Origin of the sequence: Helicobacter cetorum MIT 00-7128 (assembly GCF_000259255.1) — a bacterium.
GTDB lineage: Bacteria > Campylobacterota > Campylobacteria > Campylobacterales > Helicobacteraceae > Helicobacter > Helicobacter cetorum_B.
Map to the genome: position 1 here is coordinate 687,109 of NC_017737.1, position 16,736 is coordinate 703,844.

General features: G+C 35.1%; 17 protein-coding genes and 2 tRNA genes. 16 read left to right on the top strand and 3 right to left on the bottom strand.

All coding sequences use genetic code 11. The features are described 5' to 3' along the window. Window positions 1-121: 121 nt before the first annotated feature. From HCW_RS03270 to HCW_RS03295, 6 genes are all read left to right on the top strand, one after another. Window positions 122-433, top strand: coding sequence for a F0F1 ATP synthase subunit C (locus tag HCW_RS03270; protein WP_014660801.1), 312 nt, complete (start codon window positions 122-124; stop codon window positions 431-433). A 75-nt stretch (window positions 434-508) separates the two neighbouring features. After that, window positions 509-595: transfer RNA gene (locus tag HCW_RS03275), tRNA-Leu, on the top strand. Window positions 596-649: 54 nt separating this feature from the next. Beyond that, window positions 650-736, top strand: a tRNA-Leu gene (locus HCW_RS03280). 288 nt (window positions 737-1,024) lie between these two features. Beyond that, window positions 1,025-1,390, top strand: a complete 366-nt coding sequence (locus HCW_RS03285; protein WP_014660802.1) for a hypothetical protein — start codon at window positions 1,025-1,027, stop codon at window positions 1,388-1,390. Next, on the top strand, window positions 1,347-3,056 hold the full coding sequence (locus tag HCW_RS03290; protein ID WP_014660803.1) for an LTA synthase family protein: 1,710 nt from the start codon (window positions 1,347-1,349) through the stop codon (window positions 3,054-3,056). The genes HCW_RS03285 and HCW_RS03290 overlap by 44 nt, the downstream gene beginning before the upstream one ends. 138 nt (window positions 3,057-3,194) lie before the next feature. Beyond that, window positions 3,195-5,258, top strand: coding sequence for a carbon starvation CstA family protein (locus HCW_RS03295; protein WP_014660804.1), 2,064 nt, complete (start codon window positions 3,195-3,197; stop codon window positions 5,256-5,258). A 98-nt stretch (window positions 5,259-5,356) separates the two neighbouring features. Here the strand turns inward: HCW_RS03295 and HCW_RS03300 are convergent, their stop codons facing one another. Next, window positions 5,357-5,638: a hypothetical protein gene (locus HCW_RS03300; RefSeq protein ID WP_014660805.1), complete on the bottom strand. Its 282-nt coding sequence runs from the start codon at window positions 5,636-5,638 to the stop codon at window positions 5,357-5,359. 132 nt (window positions 5,639-5,770) lie between these two features. On the opposite strand from HCW_RS03300, the gene HCW_RS03305 reads away from it, so the two are divergent. From HCW_RS03305 to selB, 10 genes are all read left to right on the top strand, one after another. Further along, window positions 5,771-6,553: a polysaccharide deacetylase family protein gene (locus HCW_RS03305; RefSeq protein ID WP_014660806.1), complete on the top strand. Its 783-nt coding sequence runs from the start codon at window positions 5,771-5,773 to the stop codon at window positions 6,551-6,553. A gap of 48 nt (window positions 6,554-6,601) precedes the next feature. Further along, window positions 6,602-7,105, top strand: coding sequence for a glycosyltransferase (locus tag HCW_RS09695; RefSeq protein ID WP_231283037.1), 504 nt, complete (start codon window positions 6,602-6,604; stop codon window positions 7,103-7,105). Beyond that, on the top strand, window positions 7,044-7,799 hold the full coding sequence (locus HCW_RS09700) for a glycosyltransferase (RefSeq protein ID WP_231283038.1): 756 nt from the start codon (window positions 7,044-7,046) through the stop codon (window positions 7,797-7,799). Before HCW_RS09695 ends, HCW_RS09700 begins: the two co-directional genes overlap by 62 nt. Window positions 7,800-7,803: 4 nt before the next feature. Beyond that, window positions 7,804-8,544 carry a glycosyltransferase family 2 protein gene (locus tag HCW_RS03315; RefSeq protein ID WP_014660807.1) on the top strand — a complete coding sequence of 247 codons (741 nt, stop codon included), beginning with the start codon at window positions 7,804-7,806 and terminating at the stop codon, window positions 8,542-8,544. A gap of 24 nt (window positions 8,545-8,568) precedes the next feature. Continuing rightward, window positions 8,569-9,630 (top strand): glycosyltransferase family 4 protein, encoded by a 1,062-nt coding sequence (locus HCW_RS03320; protein WP_014660808.1) that lies wholly within the window; start codon window positions 8,569-8,571, stop codon window positions 9,628-9,630. Window positions 9,631-9,751: 121 nt separating this feature from the next. Further along, window positions 9,752-10,306 (top strand): YceI family protein, encoded by a 555-nt coding sequence (locus tag HCW_RS03325; RefSeq protein WP_014660809.1) that lies wholly within the window; start codon window positions 9,752-9,754, stop codon window positions 10,304-10,306. A gap of 9 nt (window positions 10,307-10,315) precedes the next feature. Next, entirely contained in the window at window positions 10,316-11,608 is a 1,293-nt protein-coding gene (gene hemL / locus HCW_RS03330) for a glutamate-1-semialdehyde 2,1-aminomutase (RefSeq protein ID WP_014660810.1), read from the top strand. 6 nt (window positions 11,609-11,614) lie between these two features. Further along, window positions 11,615-11,878, top strand: coding sequence for an AtpZ/AtpI family protein (locus HCW_RS03335; protein ID WP_014660811.1), 264 nt, complete (start codon window positions 11,615-11,617; stop codon window positions 11,876-11,878). 17 nt (window positions 11,879-11,895) lie between these two features. Continuing rightward, window positions 11,896-12,297 (top strand): hypothetical protein, encoded by a 402-nt coding sequence (locus HCW_RS03340; RefSeq protein ID WP_014660812.1) that lies wholly within the window; start codon window positions 11,896-11,898, stop codon window positions 12,295-12,297. Window positions 12,298-12,302: 5 nt separating this feature from the next. Then, window positions 12,303-14,045 carry a selenocysteine-specific translation elongation factor gene (gene selB / locus HCW_RS03345; protein WP_014660813.1) on the top strand — a complete coding sequence of 581 codons (1,743 nt, stop codon included), beginning with the start codon at window positions 12,303-12,305 and terminating at the stop codon, window positions 14,043-14,045. Between the two features lie 56 nt (window positions 14,046-14,101). Here the strand turns inward: selB and HCW_RS09920 are convergent, their stop codons facing one another. Next, entirely contained in the window at window positions 14,102-14,749 is a 648-nt protein-coding gene (locus tag HCW_RS09920) for a restriction endonuclease (protein ID WP_331270851.1), read from the bottom strand. Between the two features lie 594 nt (window positions 14,750-15,343). After that, the gene (locus HCW_RS03355; RefSeq protein ID WP_014660815.1) at window positions 15,344-16,699 is read right to left on the bottom strand and encodes a M99 family carboxypeptidase catalytic domain-containing protein; all 1,356 of its coding nucleotides are present in this window, start codon (window positions 16,697-16,699) and stop codon (window positions 15,344-15,346) included. Window positions 16,700-16,736 lie beyond the last annotated feature (37 nt).

Genomic DNA, 16,736 nt, shown 5'->3' on the forward strand with positions numbered 1-16,736 from the left:
TTTCTGATTAAAAGGGATTTTAAGCCATTTTATGGCAAAATAGCGTCCTTGCTATGTTTTTGAGAGTAGAGGAACGATTCGAAATAAAAACGAGCAAATATCTAACATACGGAGCGATAAAATGAAATTTTTAGCGTTATTTTTTCTTGGTTTAGTAGGCGTTGTTTTTGCTGATGATGCAAGTGGGGCAGAGATGATTAAATCTTACTCTATTTTAGGAGCAATGATTGGCTTAGGTATTGCAGCATTTGGTGGGGCGATTGGTATGGGAAATGCTGCAGCAGCGACTATTACAGGCACAGCGAGAAATCCGGGAGTTGGCGGTAAATTACTCACTACTATGTTTGTAGCTATGGCGATGATTGAAGCGCAAGTAATTTATACCTTAGTATTTGCTATTATTGCTATTTATAGCAATCCATTCTTAAGCTAAGCCTTACATTAAGCTAGATTTATTGCTTAAAAAGCATAAATTTAGCTATAATGTCTTTTTATTTTAATTTTTTAAGCACTGGTGGTGGAATTGGTAGACACGCCATCTTGAGGGGGTGGTGAGAGCAATCTCGTGCGAGTTCGATTCTCGCTCAGTGCACCATGCTTTATAGTTCTTTTAAGGAACAAGTGGGTATAATCTCACTTTTTTAGTTGTGCCGAAGTGGTGGAACTGGTAGACGCGCTAGACTCAAAATCTGGTGAGGGCAACCTCGTGTCGGTTCGAGTCCGACCTTCGGCACCATTAACTCTCATATAATCTAATCTTTCTTTTAAGCCAATTTTTTTATTAGGTTAAATTCTTAACTTACTTTGATGAAATATTTTGCAGAATTATTATTAACCTCAGCTAATTCTTAATAATAAAATAGCTTTTTATTTTTAAAATATCTCAAAAATGGAATTTGAATCTGTAGAAAAACTTAAATAAAATAACTAATTAAACTTTTATCTCTTTTAAAACAATTTTAGGTTAGAATTTTATCTTTTGTTAGATTGTTATGGTGTGGTTTAAGGAGCTGTTGTGTTAAGAATGCGTTTTATTTTAAGTGCGAGTATTTATCTTTTTGTATTTACTTTAGCCTTGCTTGGTTGCTTGCGTGTGTTATTTGGTTTGGTCATCTATCAATTTTATGATGTTTTAAAAGAAGTGTCCATTAATGATATTGCCATAACCTTGTGGAGTGGGTTGCGTTTTGATGCACGCATAAGTGCAAGTGTGGCTCTAATCTATGCGCTATTGGCTCTAGTGCTATGGGGACAGAAAATTTTCCTTAAAAAACAACTTTTCGGGGGGGGGGGCGATTTTAAAGGCGTTTGGAGGGGTTATTGTTTTTCTATGCGTTCTTGTTGGCATGGGAGATATTGCTTTTTACACTCTTTTTGGCGATGTATATAACAGCAATTTATTAGGATTATTCACAGAAGATTTTTTAACCCTTTTTTCTATGGGGTTACACCATAAGGCTTTATTGCCTTTGCAAATTTTACTGAGCGTTTTTCTAGCCATTGTATGCGTGTTTTTGTATGTGCGTGGTCTTAAGAAATTAGAGAGAATTTTAAACACAAACACAAAAACAAGCTTTTTAGAAGTAGGGGGACTTCTAGCGTTTTTAAGTGTGCTTATTGTGGTGTCTATCAATTCAGCCTTTTCTTTTAAGGGGCTAAGCTTAGATAAGAGCGCTCATTTTCCTACTAATAAATTTTTACGCACTATCACACCAAGCAGTTTTCATGCTCTCTATAACTTAGCTAAAATTAGCACCAAAATGCCTAAATTTGCAGATTTTACGCCAAAAAGTTTGGAGACTATTTTGCATGAGAGATTAACCAATGAGCCCTATAATCTCAAGGCGTTATTAACACATCATTCCACAAGTCAAGCGAGTGAAAAAATAGAGCAAGTCTTTTTTATTGTGGCAGAGAGTTTGAGCGATTATTATTTTGAGTCTTTAAATGGGGTTGTTTTAGCGCAAAAACTTCAAGTTTTATTAAAAGAAGATAATGTCTATTCGTTTAAACCTAAGCATTTTATCCAAGGCACAGATAGGACGATTAAAACCATTGGCTTGTTGGTAAGCGGGCTTTATCCTTTTAGTGAAACCTTAATGAGTAGAATGGCGAGCGTCAAGCCTTTAGAAACCGCACTAGCTTTGCAAGTTAAACCCCTAGGCTATAGCACAAATTTTTTCTACGGCGGGAGTTCTAATTGGCAGAATTTAGAAAAGTTTGTGTTAGCGCAAGGCTTTGATAAGCTGTTTTATTATTCCAATATTGAGCCTTATTATAATAAACATGCGAGTTTGTATCCACAGCCAGCGAGTAATAATTATGGTTTTCATGACAATGTCTTGTTTGATTATATTTTAGACACCATTTCTAACAATCAAAAAAGCTTTAACATGATTTTAACGCTCTCAAATCATGATACTTACAATCTTAACTTAAAAGCTTTTAAGGGCGATTTAGAAGTGCCATTAGATAAAATGGCTCAGTCTATCACTAATGCGAGTGATTTACAATCTATGGGGACAAGGTTTTGGAGCTCTAGTGTTTTAGCGCATTTTATTAAAAGGGCTAAAGAGAAGTTTCCTAAAGCGCTTTTTATTATCACAGGAGACCATTTTGATAGGAATTTTCAAATGGCTAAAGGGCATTTAGAGACTAACCACACTATTCCTTTAATTGTCGTTGCACCAAAATCTGTGCGCTTATACCCACAACAAACTTTAGGCACTCATATGGATTTAATCGCAACGATTTTAGAACTATTGACACCTAAAAATCAAAGCTACCTCTCTTTTTCTAAGCCATTATTTAGCACAAACAACACACTAAAAGAATTTAATAGTGCTATGGGGGATAATGCTATGGCAATGATGTTTAAAAACCAGCTTAGTTTTTATGAGCCTAGCACTTCTTGGCAATGCTCAATGAGTCCGCACCATTTTGAGCTTTTAGATTCGTGTTTGGATTTAGAAGAGTTGCAACATTATGAAAAAGACTTTTTGAAATTGAAAGAAAATCAAGCGTTGAGTTGGCATATCTTTAAGCATGGTTTTTAACCTTAATGGTTCAAATTCTCACAATTTTACTTTAATTATTCCTAAAAGAGTGGTTTTTTGATAATCATTATTGTTGGTTGTAATGATGTGTAGTAAGATTTTGTAGGTTTTTTAAATCAAAAACAAATAGGATAAAACATGCAAAAAGGTTTAATCTCTTTGGCTTGGGTGCTAGTCGCCATTTTAGGGGCGATTTGTTTGGGTGTGTTAGCCTTACATAAGGGCGAGAGCATTAACACGCTATGGCTTGTAGTGGCGAGTGCTTGTATCTATAGCATAGGCTATCGCTTCTATAGCCATTTTATCGCTTATAGAGTGCTAAAACTTGATGATAATAGAGCCACGCCAGCTTGTGTGAGAAATGATGGTAAGGACTTCGTGCCTACAGATAAGGTTGTAACCTTTGGGCATCATTTTGCAGCCATTGCTGGGGCTGGCCCTTTAGTAGGCCCTATACTAGCCGCTCAAATGGGTTACTTACCTTCTATCTTATGGATTTTGATAGGCTCGGTTTTAGGGGGTTGTGTGCATGATTTTGTGGTGCTTTTTGCATCTATTAGGCGTGATGGCAAATCACTAGGCGAAATGATTAAGCTTGAAATGGGCAAATTTGTGGGGGCTATCGCAAGTTTAGGCATTTTAGGTATTATGATAATTATTATTGCGATTTTAGCTATGGTAGTGGTAAAAGCTCTAGCGCATTCGCCTTGGGGCTTTTTTACCATTGCTATGACGATTCCTATTGCGATTTTTATGGGGCTTTATATGCGTTTTTTAAGACCGCATAAAACCTTAGAGATTTCTATCATTGGCTTTGTGTTATTGATTATTGCCATTTATGCGGGTAAATATGTTTCTTTAGACCCTAAATTAGCTCAAATGTTTACCTTTGAAGCTAGCACTTTAGCATGGATGATTATGGGCTATGGCTTTGTAGCTTCCATTCTACCGGTATGGTTTTTACTCGCTCCACGAGATTATTTAAGCACTTTTTTAAAAATTGGCGTTATAGGGGTGTTAATTGTGGCGATTATTCTAGTCGCTCCGCCTTTGCAAATTCCTAAAATCACGCAATTTTTAGATGGTAGTGGGCCTGTGTTTGCAGGGAGTGTGTTTCCTTTCTTGTTTATCACGGTGGCTTGCGGAACCATTAGTGGCTTTCATGCCTTAATTTCTTCAGGCACTACACCTAAAATGCTTGCTAAGGAAAGTGATGCAAGACTTGTAGGCTATGGCTCTATGGTTATGGAGAGCATTGTAGCTCTTATGGCATTAGTATGTGCTGGGATTTTACACCCAGGGCTTTATTTTGCTATCAATTCGCCAGAAATTAGTATCACTAAAGATATTGCTGAAGCTGCTTCTGTGATTAGCTCATGGGGTTTTAGTATCAGTGCTGAAGAAATTCGCGAGATGACAAAAAATATCGGTGAAAACTCCATTTTAAGCCGCACAGGTGGAGCACCCACTTTTGCAATCGGTTTAGCGATGATTGTGTATCAAATTTTAGGCGATCCTAGTGTTATGGCGTTTTGGTATCATTTTGCGATTTTGTTTGAAGCCCTTTTTATTCTCACGGCTGTTGATGCTGGCACACGAACCGCTCGCTTTATGATTCAAGATTTACTTGGTAATGTGTATAAGCCTTTGGGTAATCTTAGTTCTTATAGTGCAGGGATTTTTGCCACCATTTTGTGTGTAGCAGGGTGGGGGTATTTCTTGTATCAAGGCACGATTGACCCTAAGGGGGGAATTTATACGCTATGGCCTTTATTTGGTGTGAGCAACCAAATGTTAGCGGGCATGGCGTTATTATTAGTTACTACGGTGCTGTTTAAAATGGGGCGTTTTAAAGGAGCAATGATAAGCGCTATTCCAGCGGCTCTCATTTTGTTTATCACTTTTTATAGCGGTATTTTAAAGGTTATGCCAAAAAGTGATGATAGGGTGCTTAATAATGTCTCTCATGTGGCACACATGCAAATTTTGAAAGAAAAAATCGCCATAACGACTGATGAAAAGGAATTGAGTTCGCTTAAAAAATCCTTGTTTAACCACACGATTAATGCGATTTTATGCGTGTTTTTTATGGTTGTGGCACTCTTAGTATTGATTGCGAGTATAAGAATTTGCTTGAATGCGTATTTCAAACATAAAGTTTACCCACCACTTGCTGAAACGCCGTATGTTAAAGCTACTTAGAATTAAAATAGGCTCTATTAACAAAGTATTATATTTTGTTAATAGGGTTTAAAAATCAAACAAACTCGGATTTATACTTTGTGCCTTAAACTCCCTTGTTAGTTCCACGCTAATTCACTAACTTTATTATTGAGTGTTTTTATAAAATCTTGCAACTGATTATCTTCTTTATGCACAGCAATTAAAAGCTCTTGATTGTCTCTGATAAATATTTTGCCATTAAGCATTTTAAAGTGCTTGATAATTAAAGGTTCATAATCATTGCCTTTATAGACATAGATTGTAAAAGCGCTTTTTTCTGACATAAAATACTTAATAAAATCCTCACGCAATTTCTTTTTAAGGCTTGTTTGTAGCTTTTCTCTGTGATTTTCATTCAAATGTATATAAGCTTTTAACTACATTAAAAAATAAAAAGGAGAGCATTAAGGGGAATTTGAGTTATTATTGAGTATTGTTTTAAAGAGTAGGGGGGTTTGTATTTTGTATTGAAATTTTGTAAAAGGATAATGATGTTAAAAAGCTGGGTAGAAAGGGGTGTGAGTGCGCTCTCATATTTCCCATTTATGCAAAAGTATTATGCGGGTTGTGGAGCGATTTTTATGCTCCATCATGTTTTAAAAACACAAGAAAAAATTGCTTTTAGCGATAATATGAATATTTCGCAAAGTTTTTTAGAAAAATTTATTAAACATTTGCAAATGAAAGGGTTTAGCTTTTTGGGTATTGATGAATTGTGTGAAAATCTCATTTTTAAAAAGAGAATGAGAAAGGTAGCCGTATTTAGCCTAGATGATGGTTATAAAAATACTTATACGAACGCTTATCCTTTATTTAAAGCCTACAATGTGCCTTTTGTGGTGTTTGTGGCTACTAAATTTATAGGCACAAAAAATTATATGGATACGCAAGAATTAAGAGCGTTGCATAAGGATAAGCTTTGCACACTTGGGGGGCATACGCATAGCCATTATGCTCTAGCAACGCTTGAAAATAAAACGAGCGTAAAAGAAGAAATCAGTTTAGCTAATCGCATTTTAGAAGAACAAATTGGCACAAAAATCAAGCATATTGCCTATCCTTATGGCTGTAAAAATAGCACGCAATTAAGAGAAGTAGAAGTGGTTAAGGAGTTAGGTCTAGTGAGTGCGTGTAGCACAAGGCGTGGGGCGATTTATAAAGAGCATAAAGATTACCTTTCGTGTTTGCCTAGAATTATTTTAAGAGAAAATTCTTCTTATAGAGCTATAGGAAGATTAAGAAAAGTTCGCATTGTGAAATTTGGGGGGGTATAATCATTTACTTAGATATGAGCACAATAAGGCTAATTAAAGGATAGAGTTTTGAAAATTTTACATTTAAATGCCATGATGGATAATGGCGGAGCAGCTAGGGCGTGTTTGAGATTGCATGAGGCTTTATTAAAAGCAAATATAGAGAGTGAAGTCTTAGTGCAAGAAAGAACAAGCGATAGGCGTTTGGTGCATAGCGCTCATTCTAAGCTAGGCAAAATTGCTAACAAACTCCGCCCTTATTTAGACAAAGCCCCCATTCTACTCTATCCAAACCGCATTAAAGCCCCCTTTAATCTTGCATGGCTACCCTTTAGCTTTGTGTTAAAAGAAATTGATGGAATAAAACCTGACATTGTGCATTTGCATTGGATTGGGCGTGGCATGCTACCTATAAGAGATTTAGCCAAAATCAAGCAACCTATCGTATGGAGTTTGCATGATATGTGGGCTTTTAGTGCTGGGGGAGCACTACATACAAGACACATTAAAAATGCCTTTATTAAATCAATATTGTTATTACTCCAAGCAAAAGGCGTATCAAAAAATTCCTAATCTGCATATTATAGGCTTAAGCCAGTGGCTTAGTAGTTGTGCTAAAGAAAGCACTCTTTTAAAAGATAAGTTTCATTACTGCTTGCCTAATTGTGTGGATACAAATCTATTCAAGCCTTTAGATAAGGCATTTTGCAAAAGCCTTTTAAATATCTCTTCTACTAAAAAGCTTGTTGGGTTTGGGGCTATAAATGCGACACAAGATAATAATAAGGGGATAGATTTATTATTAGAAGCCTTGAAACTTTTAGATAAAAATTTAGACATTGAATGCGTGATTTTTGGGGCTAATGAGCCTACAAACCCTATTGATTTGGGTTTTAAAACACATTTTTTGGGGCATTTAAACGATGAGTTTAGTTTAATAGCTCTATATAATCTTTTAGATTGTGTGATTGTGCCAAGCCGCCAAGAAAATTTAAGTAATGTCATTATGGAAAGTCTATCGTGTGCTACGCCGGTTGTTGGCTTTAATATAGGGGGTAATAGCGATTTAATAGAGCATAAAATGAATGGCTATTTAGCCAAACCTTTTGAAACACAAGATTTAAAAGAAGGCATAGAATGGGTAATAAACGCCCCTAATTATGAAGAATTGTGTCAAAACGCTAGAAAAAAAGTGTTAGAAAACTTTAGCGATGAAGTGGTAGCACAAAAATATATTAAGTTGTATGAAGAGATTTTAAAGAGGTAATATATTGGATTGCGTTAGTGGTGGATTGAGAACAAAGGGTATCATTAAGCAAAATTTAGAAAACCTTGTCAGTATTGTTACCGTTGTGTATAACGCACAAGATTTGTTAGAAAAAACGATATTGAGTGTATTGGAGCAAGATTATGAAAATATGGAATATATCATTATAGATGGTGGCTCAAACGATAAAACATTAGAAATTATAGAAAAATATTCTGATAGGATAGATTACTATATAAGCGAAAAAGATAAGGGCATTAAATATGCTAAGGGGCGTTGGATAAACTTTATGAATGCGGGTGATATTTTTAAGCACAAAAGCGTTTTAAGCGATATTTTTAGTGAAAAAATAGACCCAAAAAGTGCTGTAATTTGTGGGTGTTATGAATTTGATACTATTAAAGGAGTTTTCTTTCCAGAGCGCCAATTAGAATTAGTGAAGTATGGAAATTTACTCACATTGCATCAGAGTATGTTTTTTAATGCAGAGATTTTAAAAGAAGATATTTTTTATGATGTCAATTTTAAGATTAGTGCGGATAATGATATGATGATGCGTTTAGTTAAGCATAAGTATTTAGTGCATTTTAGTGCGGTGGTGGTATGTGTGTTTGATATGACAGGCATTTCTTCAAGGGCGCATAATAGATTGGAAAAATATCAAATTATTTATAAAAATTTTGGTATTTTAGGGGTGTTTAAAGCATTATTGTTTAATCGGATTTGTATGGTTGGTGTGAAGTAGTTGATAATATTATAGATAGCTAAAATGCAAAAAGTTGAGAATATGTTAGATTATGTGATTGTTACGCATTTGCCGACCTTTTATAAAATCAATTTGTATAATGAGCTGGCGAAAAATTTAAAGATTTTTGTCGTGTTTTTGGCTCTAGATACGAATGAAAAAAGAGCTAGTGATTTTTCACATTTAGAGAATATTTCTTTTGAATACTTGCTTTTAAGCAAAGATTGCTTACAAAACCGCTCTGTGTTAAAAAATATTTTACAATTAAAAGCCCTTTTACAAAACCGCCCTACTAAAAGAGTGCTTATAAGTGGGTGGGATTGTTTAGAATTTTGGGCTTTGAGATTTTTAAACCCTAAGGATAAAAACGCCATTGTAGTGGAATCTAGCATTTATGAGAGTAAGACTTGTGGGTTAAAAGCATGGCTCAAAAAATTCTTTTTAAAAAAAATAAGCCTAGCTTTTGTGTGTGCTTCTACTCATAAAGAGCTTTTGAAAGCTTTAAATTTTAAGGGCGAAATCAGAGAAACTTTAGGCGTGGGAATCATTAACAAGCTAGATTTTAAGCCTAAACTTAGAAGATACCATAAGAAATTTTTGTTTGTAGGGCGTTTGATTGCAGTTAAAAATTTAGAGTTTTTGATAGAGATTTTTAAAGAATTAAAAGACTATCATTTGAGTTTAGTGGGGGTAGGGGAGTTAGAAGAGAGCTTAAAAGAGCTTGCAAAAGGTGCTGTAAACATTCAGTTTTTAGGGGCTATGCCTAATGCTGAATTATCTCGCATTTATTTAGAACATGACATGTTGATTTTAGCGAGCTTGAAAGAAACATGGGGGTTAGTGGTAGAAGAGGCTTTGTATTATAAAATGCCTGTTATTGTGAGTGAGAATTGTGGGGCGAGTGCGTTAATTAAACATGGCGTTAATGGCTTTATCTTTAAGCCTAGTCATAAAGAAAGCTTAAAAGAAATTTTATTGGATTTAGATAATAAAAAGTATTTGCATTTATTAGAAGGTGTAGAAGAGTTTAGTATAGACAAAAAGGATAAAAGACAAGTAGCTGTGTATAGCTGTGATAGGGATTAAAGTAATTTTAAGAATGCAAATAAGGATTAAAATTTGTTATTTTGAGTGATTGTAGCTATAAGCATGCTTTTTTACACTACAATAACAAGTGCCTTTAAGAAAAAATTACAAAGGATTTATTATGAAAAAATTAATGTTAGTATCTTTGTGTTTGGTAGGGTTTTTACAAGCTGTGAATTTGGATATGTCTTCAGCCAAGATGACATGGACGGCCTTTAAAACTAAGGCTAAAACGCCAGTGAGTGGGAGCTTTGATAATATCACTTATAAATTAGGTAAATCTCAAGAGAGTTTAAAAACCCTTTTAGAAGGGGCGAATGCGAGCATGGATGGCTTGAAAGTCAATCTAGGCGATGAGACTAAAAACAAGAATGTTAAAGAGGCTTTTTTTGCTCTTTTTAAAAATTATAGTATTAAAGTAACTTTTAGAAATGTCATAGAGGGCGATAAACTAGGCTCGCTTACTGCCTATGTGAAAATGAATGATAAAAGCGTGAAAGTCCCTATGCAATACACTATTGCCGACAATAAGCTTGTGATTAAAGGGGTCTTGGATTTATTGAGTTTTAGTTTGAAAAATGAATTAGCAAGCCTTACCAAAAGATGTGAGAGCCAACACGAAGGCTTGACTTGGTCGCAAGTTGAGATTCAATTTGAAAGTTTAATAAAGGAATGATTAAAGATTATGGAGTTGTTGCATAGTATTAATGATTTTAATGAAGCTAAGCAAGTGATTGCTGGGGGGGTTAATTCACCTGTAAGGGCGTTTAAGAGTGTTAATGGCACTCCACCCTTTATCTTAAAAGGTAAGGGGGCGTATCTTTATGATGTAGATAATAATCACTATATAGATTTTGTGCAAAGTTGGGGGCCTTTGATTTTTGGGCATGCAAACGAAGAGATTGAAGAAAGCATCATCAACGCTTTAAAAAAGGGCACTTCTTTTGGAGCTCCTACAGAGTTAGAAACCACTTTAGCTAAGGAAATCATTACAAGTTATGATGGTTTAGATAAGGTGCGTTTAGTCAATAGTGGCACAGAAGCGACTATGAGTGCGATACGCCTTGCTAGAGCCTTTAGCCAAAAAGATGATTTGATTAAGTTTGAAGGGTGCTATCATGGGCATAGCGATTCATTGTTAGTTAAAGCAGGCAGTGGGTGTGCGACTTTTAGCACGCCATCATCTTTAGGCGTGCCAAGTGATTTTAGCAAACACACTTTAGTGGCTCGTTATAATGATTTAAACTCTGTAGAAGAATGCTTTAAAAAAGGTAATGTAGGTTGTGTTATCATTGAGCCCATTGCAGGGAATATGGGGTTAGTGCCGGCTAAAAAAGAGTTTTTGCTTGGTTTAAAAGCTTTGTGCGAAAAACATCAAGCGGTGTTGATTTTAGATGAAGTGATGAGTGGGTTTAGGGCTAGTCTTAGTGGTTCGCAAGAATTTTATAATATTGTGCCTGATTTAGTAACCTTTGGTAAGGTAATAGGTGCAGGGCTTCCTTTAGCGTGTTTTGGGGGGCGTGCTGAGATTATGGACTTGCTCTCGCCTGTTGGGGGCGTATATCAGGCTGGCACTTTAAGTGGTAACCCCTTAGCCGTGAGTGCGGGACTAAGTGCGTTATATAAACTTAAAAGAGATAAAACTCTATATGCTCGCTTGAATGCTCTAGCCATTCGTTTAACTCAAGGTTTAAAAGAGAGCGCCAAAAATTACAATATCGCTTTACAAACGCTTAATAGGGGGAGCATGTTTGGCTTTTTCTTTAACGAAAATGAGGTGTGTGATTTTGATGACGCTTTAAAAAGTGATACCGAGATGTTTGCAAAATTTCATCAAAAAATGCTTAAAAAAGGCGTGTATTTAGCATGTTCAAGCTTTGAAACCGGCTTTATTTGTGAGCCTATGACTGAAGAGATGATTGATTTGGTTATTTTAAAAGCTAGTGAGAGTTTTGATGAGATTATCAAGGGCGTGTGAATTTTTGTGAAAAAGCCAAAATATTACAAGCTTATAGAAGGGGCGAATTACTTGAGCCTTGGATTGTCTATGGTGGTGGCAATTCTTATAGGCGTGGCGATTGGTTATGGGCTTAAAAAACTTACGGGTATTTCATGGCTTTTTTGGCTTGGGGTTGTTTGGGGCGTTTTAGCAAGTTTTTTGAATGTCTATAAGGCTTATAAGAACATGCAAAAAGACTATGAAGAATTAGCCAAAGACCCTAAATATATACATAAAACAAACATATGACAGATACAAAAAAACCCATGTGTCAAATTAAATGCTTGTTGGTTTTGCTGGTTATCAATATTATCGGTGCTTTAGTGGTCTATCGCTTCGCATTATTTCAAGGGGTTTTGAATTTTGAAGGGGGTTTTTTGGGGTTTTTTATCGTAGTGTTGTCTTCGTATTATGGCGTTACAAAGCAGTTAAAAGAAAAAAATTCAGAAAATCCACAAGAGAAAGAAAATAACCCTACAAAGTTTCAAAAATTCGCCCTAGGTTTGAAAATGTCTTTTAATTTATGGCGTTTAGGGGGGTATATCGTTTTATTAGGTGTTTTGGGCTTACTTTTATATTTTCATCTTTTTAATGGGCTAATGTTTCTTATAGGCGTGTTTGTTGGTTCGCTTTCTAGTGCGTTACTAAGATTTTTGAAAAATAGGTAGGCTTTTTGGAATACTTGCTTGTAGGGGTTTTAGGGCATATTGACCATGGAAAAAGCTCTCTCATTAAAGCGATGAATGGGTTTTGGGGGGATAGTTCTAAAGAAGAAATGAGACGCTCTATTACGATTGAGCCTAGCTTTTCGCACTTAGAGCTAAAAAACAGAATGATTGCTTTTGTGGATACGCCAGGGCATGAGAGCTTGATTTCTAAAACGATTAATGCGAGTTTGAGTTTGGATTTGAGTTTGTTAGTTGTGGATATTAATGAAGGGATTATGCCTCAAACTAACGAGCATTTGTTGATTTTAAACGCTTTAAACATTCCTTTTTTATTAGTGTTGAATAAATGCGATTTATGCCAAGATTTAGAGAGTAAAAAAGCTCAAATTCTAAAAAATCTTCCTCAAAGTGTGGGGGTTGTAGAAACAAGCATTTATGATAGTAAGAGCATAGAGAATTTAAAACAAGCCCTTTTGAATTATAAAATAACGAATAAAAATGGAAATAGAGACGGCTTTTTTAGAATGTATGTAGATAATGTGTTGCATAAGCATGGCTATGGCACGATTATTTTAGGCACTATTTATCAAGGCATTATCCATAAGGGCGATAAGATTTTCATTAATGATTTGAAAAAAGAAAGTGTAGTGAGAGCCTTACAAGTGCATAAAGTTGAAGTCACAAACGCACAAGCTCATAGTAGAGTGGCACTCAATCTTAAAAATATTGAGACTAAAGAGCTTAAAAATGGCATGTGTTTAAGCCCTAAAGCTAAAATGCGTGGGTTTGATAAAATAGATATTTTTACTCGCACCCCCTTAAAACACTTGCAATGCGTGAATATTCAAATTAGTGCCAAAAAATCTCTTGCTAGAGTGCTAGATTTAGGCGGGAATTTTTATACTTTAGAATTAGAAGAGCCCTTTTTTGTGTGTTTTAAGGATTTGGGGGTAGTTAGTGTGGCTAATAGGGTAGTGGGGGGCTTAGAAGTTTTAAACCCGATTACTGACCCTTTAAACAAGGCGTTAAAATTAGAGCTTTTAAAAGCCCTTAAACTTGATGATTTTAAGAAAGCTTTTGAATTGCTAGCCTTAGGGCATTTAAAAGGCTTTGGGCTAGGGTGTGTGGAGCAACGCTTTAATCTCAAATTAGATGAAGCTTTAGAGATTGCTAAAGAAACGAATTTGCTTTTAGATGAAGAAAATGTAACCTTGTATTCTTTGAAAGCCTTAGAAAGACGCATTAAATTCTATCGCTCTAAACTCTCTTCAAGCACTCTTTTTGGAGCGGGTGATTTTTTAAGCCTTCAAGCTTTAGAAACTTTAAGAGAACTAGGCGCATTAGACAAAAAAGATGGTTTGTATCTCAAAAAGGGCTTAAAGATAGATAGTATTAAAAATAAGCTCAGCCAAAGCATGCTTGAACTTTTAGAAAATCCCACGCCCCTAGCCCCCTATAATCTCTATGAGACTTTAGACTTGGATAAAGTTACGGGTGATAATTTATTAAAAAGCTTGACTAAGGCTAAAAAAGTGGTGCGATTGAATAAGAATGTGTTTGTGGGAGCCATAACGCTTAGCAAAATTTTAGCTCAAATGCGTTCTATCATTCTTAAAGATGGTTTTATAGATGTGAGTAATTTTAAAAAGCATTTAGAAATCTCTCGTAAATATTTAATCAACTACCTAGAATACTTGGATAGTTTTAAGGATATTAAGCGTGAAAAGGACAGGCGGTATTTGGGGTAAAAATTTGCTTGGAAAAAAGGGTTTATTCCAAGTTTAAACCTCAATAATGGGGGGCATTAAATTAAACCTTTGTTAGCAATGAATCGTGCTAGCTCGCCTCTACCAATAAGCATTACCCCATTAGAATTGGCTAGATTTTGTGCGGACTTTGTGAAGTGGTTGTTGGTAATCACGCAAGCTTCTTGACAACCATAATGAGACTTTGCCCCAACAACTTCTTGGATAGCCTTGATAGAAACTGGTTGGGAGTAACATTTGGCTTGCACAGCCATTCTCTTATCTCCTTTTTCACAGATTAAATCCGCTCCATAATCCCCACTTTTTTGAGTGATTTCAACCTCAAATCCTTTGGCGACAAAAAAGGATTTGGCGTATTCCTCAAATTCAAATCCATCCATTTCATCAATATCCTTTAGAGTAAGATTTAAGTCGTTTTGTAGTTTGAGGTTTTCAATCTCTGATTTTAGAGATTGATTTTCTTGTTCCAATTCTTTTTTCTTTGCCTCAAACGCTTCTTTTTTCTCTTTGAAGTATTCCGTTCTTTTTTTAAAACTTTCTTGTTGCCACTCAAGTGCTTCTTTCTCCATTTTTAGTTTCTTTTTTTCTTGTTCTAATTCTTGTCTCTTTATTTCAAATTTTTCTTGTTCTGTTTTTAATCTTTCTTTTCTTTTGTTAAGATGTTCTGTCTTTTTCCTTAAGTGCATTTTTCTTATTTTTAAATTTTTTCTTACTAGAAAATTATGCGCTATCAACATACAAAAAAGCACAAGGCAACCTAATATAACCAATAGTTTGATTGCTAAATCCATAGATGAGGTAGCAAGAGGATAAGACATAGCTTTATGGGCAAGCAAATCCCAATTTTTCTTAAAAAACGGAAAGAATAAATAAGCTAAGTAGGCTATAGAAACAAGCATAAAGCAAGTCCATTTTGTCTTTATTCTATGGGTAAAAATTCGTTGAATTAGATACAACATGATTGGATATGTAAAAATAATAATTAATAATTTTACAATTAACATTGTAGATGATACTCCAAAATAAGGTAAAAGCTCTGTTTTAGCGTTAGCTATAGAGTGGCTATGTTTTGTATTATGGACTTAAGCTGTTGTGTGGCATAAGAGAACTCAAAGAATGATTGAATGCGATTAGGTATATACAGAAAGCTATACCTAAAATACCTAGTGTTACCATTGGATATCGAAAAATTGCAAAAATAATCCAAAAAATTAGCATTCCAAAGGCTATTAAAATCTTTATATCTGTCTCTATTTTATTTTTTCTTGCCATCTTAATCTCTATCCAAACTTCACCAAAATCATTCCACTAAACGCATTGTCTTTATAAAATTCTATGCGATAGATTTTGCCAAGTTTATCTAGTGAAAAGCGCTTTTGAAAGTCCTTTAGTTCAATCGTATAACCCACTTCATTAGGCTTACTCTCTTTAGTTGCACTAAAGCCAATCACATTTGCACGCATATTTTCAATGGCATGGATATAAAAACTCTCTTTAACTTCAATAACACTTCCTATTTTTATAACTTGTTCGCTATTATCTATTCGCATTTTTACTTCTTCTAAGGAATTGTCAAATTCTGTATAAAAGGGCGAAAGTCTTGTCATAAGTTTGTTGCCGTATTTTAAAAATACTTCTTGTTTATTTTCTACTAAGCCTACAATGTAAGCGTTACTTTCTATAGGAATATCTGAAATATTAGTATTTTTGGGTAGGGGGAAGTGGTTGAGCTTGGGGCGTAAGTTAAAAATTTGCATTTTAGGTAGAGAGTCAATTTTTGCCCACAAGCTTTTATCATTGATAAGAGCATGCACACTACTAGGATTAAGCTCAAAATCCCGCTTGAAAGGAATATTAAGCTGATTTAATAAACCCTCAATCGCTTGTAAATGATAAAACACTCTTGTTTTTAGTGGGAGTTCTTTACTCGCCTCATTGGCAAAAGCACTCTTTTTTTGCTTGATTGCATAAAAGGTTAGGGCTTTTTCCATTTCCTTATCGCCTTGTGCGGTGTGAGTGTTTCGCAAATGATATTCTTCAATGGGACGCAACAAATGGGCGTTGATATTAGCGATAGTGTGAGTGGCAACAGAAAGTAGGTTGGGGAATTTCGCGCCTTTAACTTCTTCTTGGTCAATAATAAAGCAATTTCCCCATCGCTTAGGATTGAGCATAGAATCAATATAAATAGGGCGATAATACCCGCTACCATCATGTAAATGCAAAATCGCATCAATATTTGGCTCAGAGATGAGAGACTTGACATGATCAATAATAGGATATTCGGGGTCATTCTTATCTAAATGGGCGAATTTGCGGTTCATATCATCATAAAGCCCTCTATGATTTCTTAGCATAGAATGCTTATTTAATACCGGCACAACTTTTACAGAGCCTTTTAAAATGGTGTAGTGCTTTAAAAACAAGTTAGTCGCATTAAATCCCCCAGGCTCATCGCCTTGAATCCCCCCTAATAGTAATAAGTGAGGGGCTTTGTCTTTATCTTCTAAATTTTTAGGGACTTTTTCAATAGGGGTAATATCATAAATTAAATGGGGTTTTTCTAAGGCATTTAAACAAGCAAAAAAAGATACACTTAAGGAAATTCCAATTATAAGACGCCAAAACATTTTCATCAAAGTCTCTCTAGTTTTTGAAATTGAAAGTTGATAT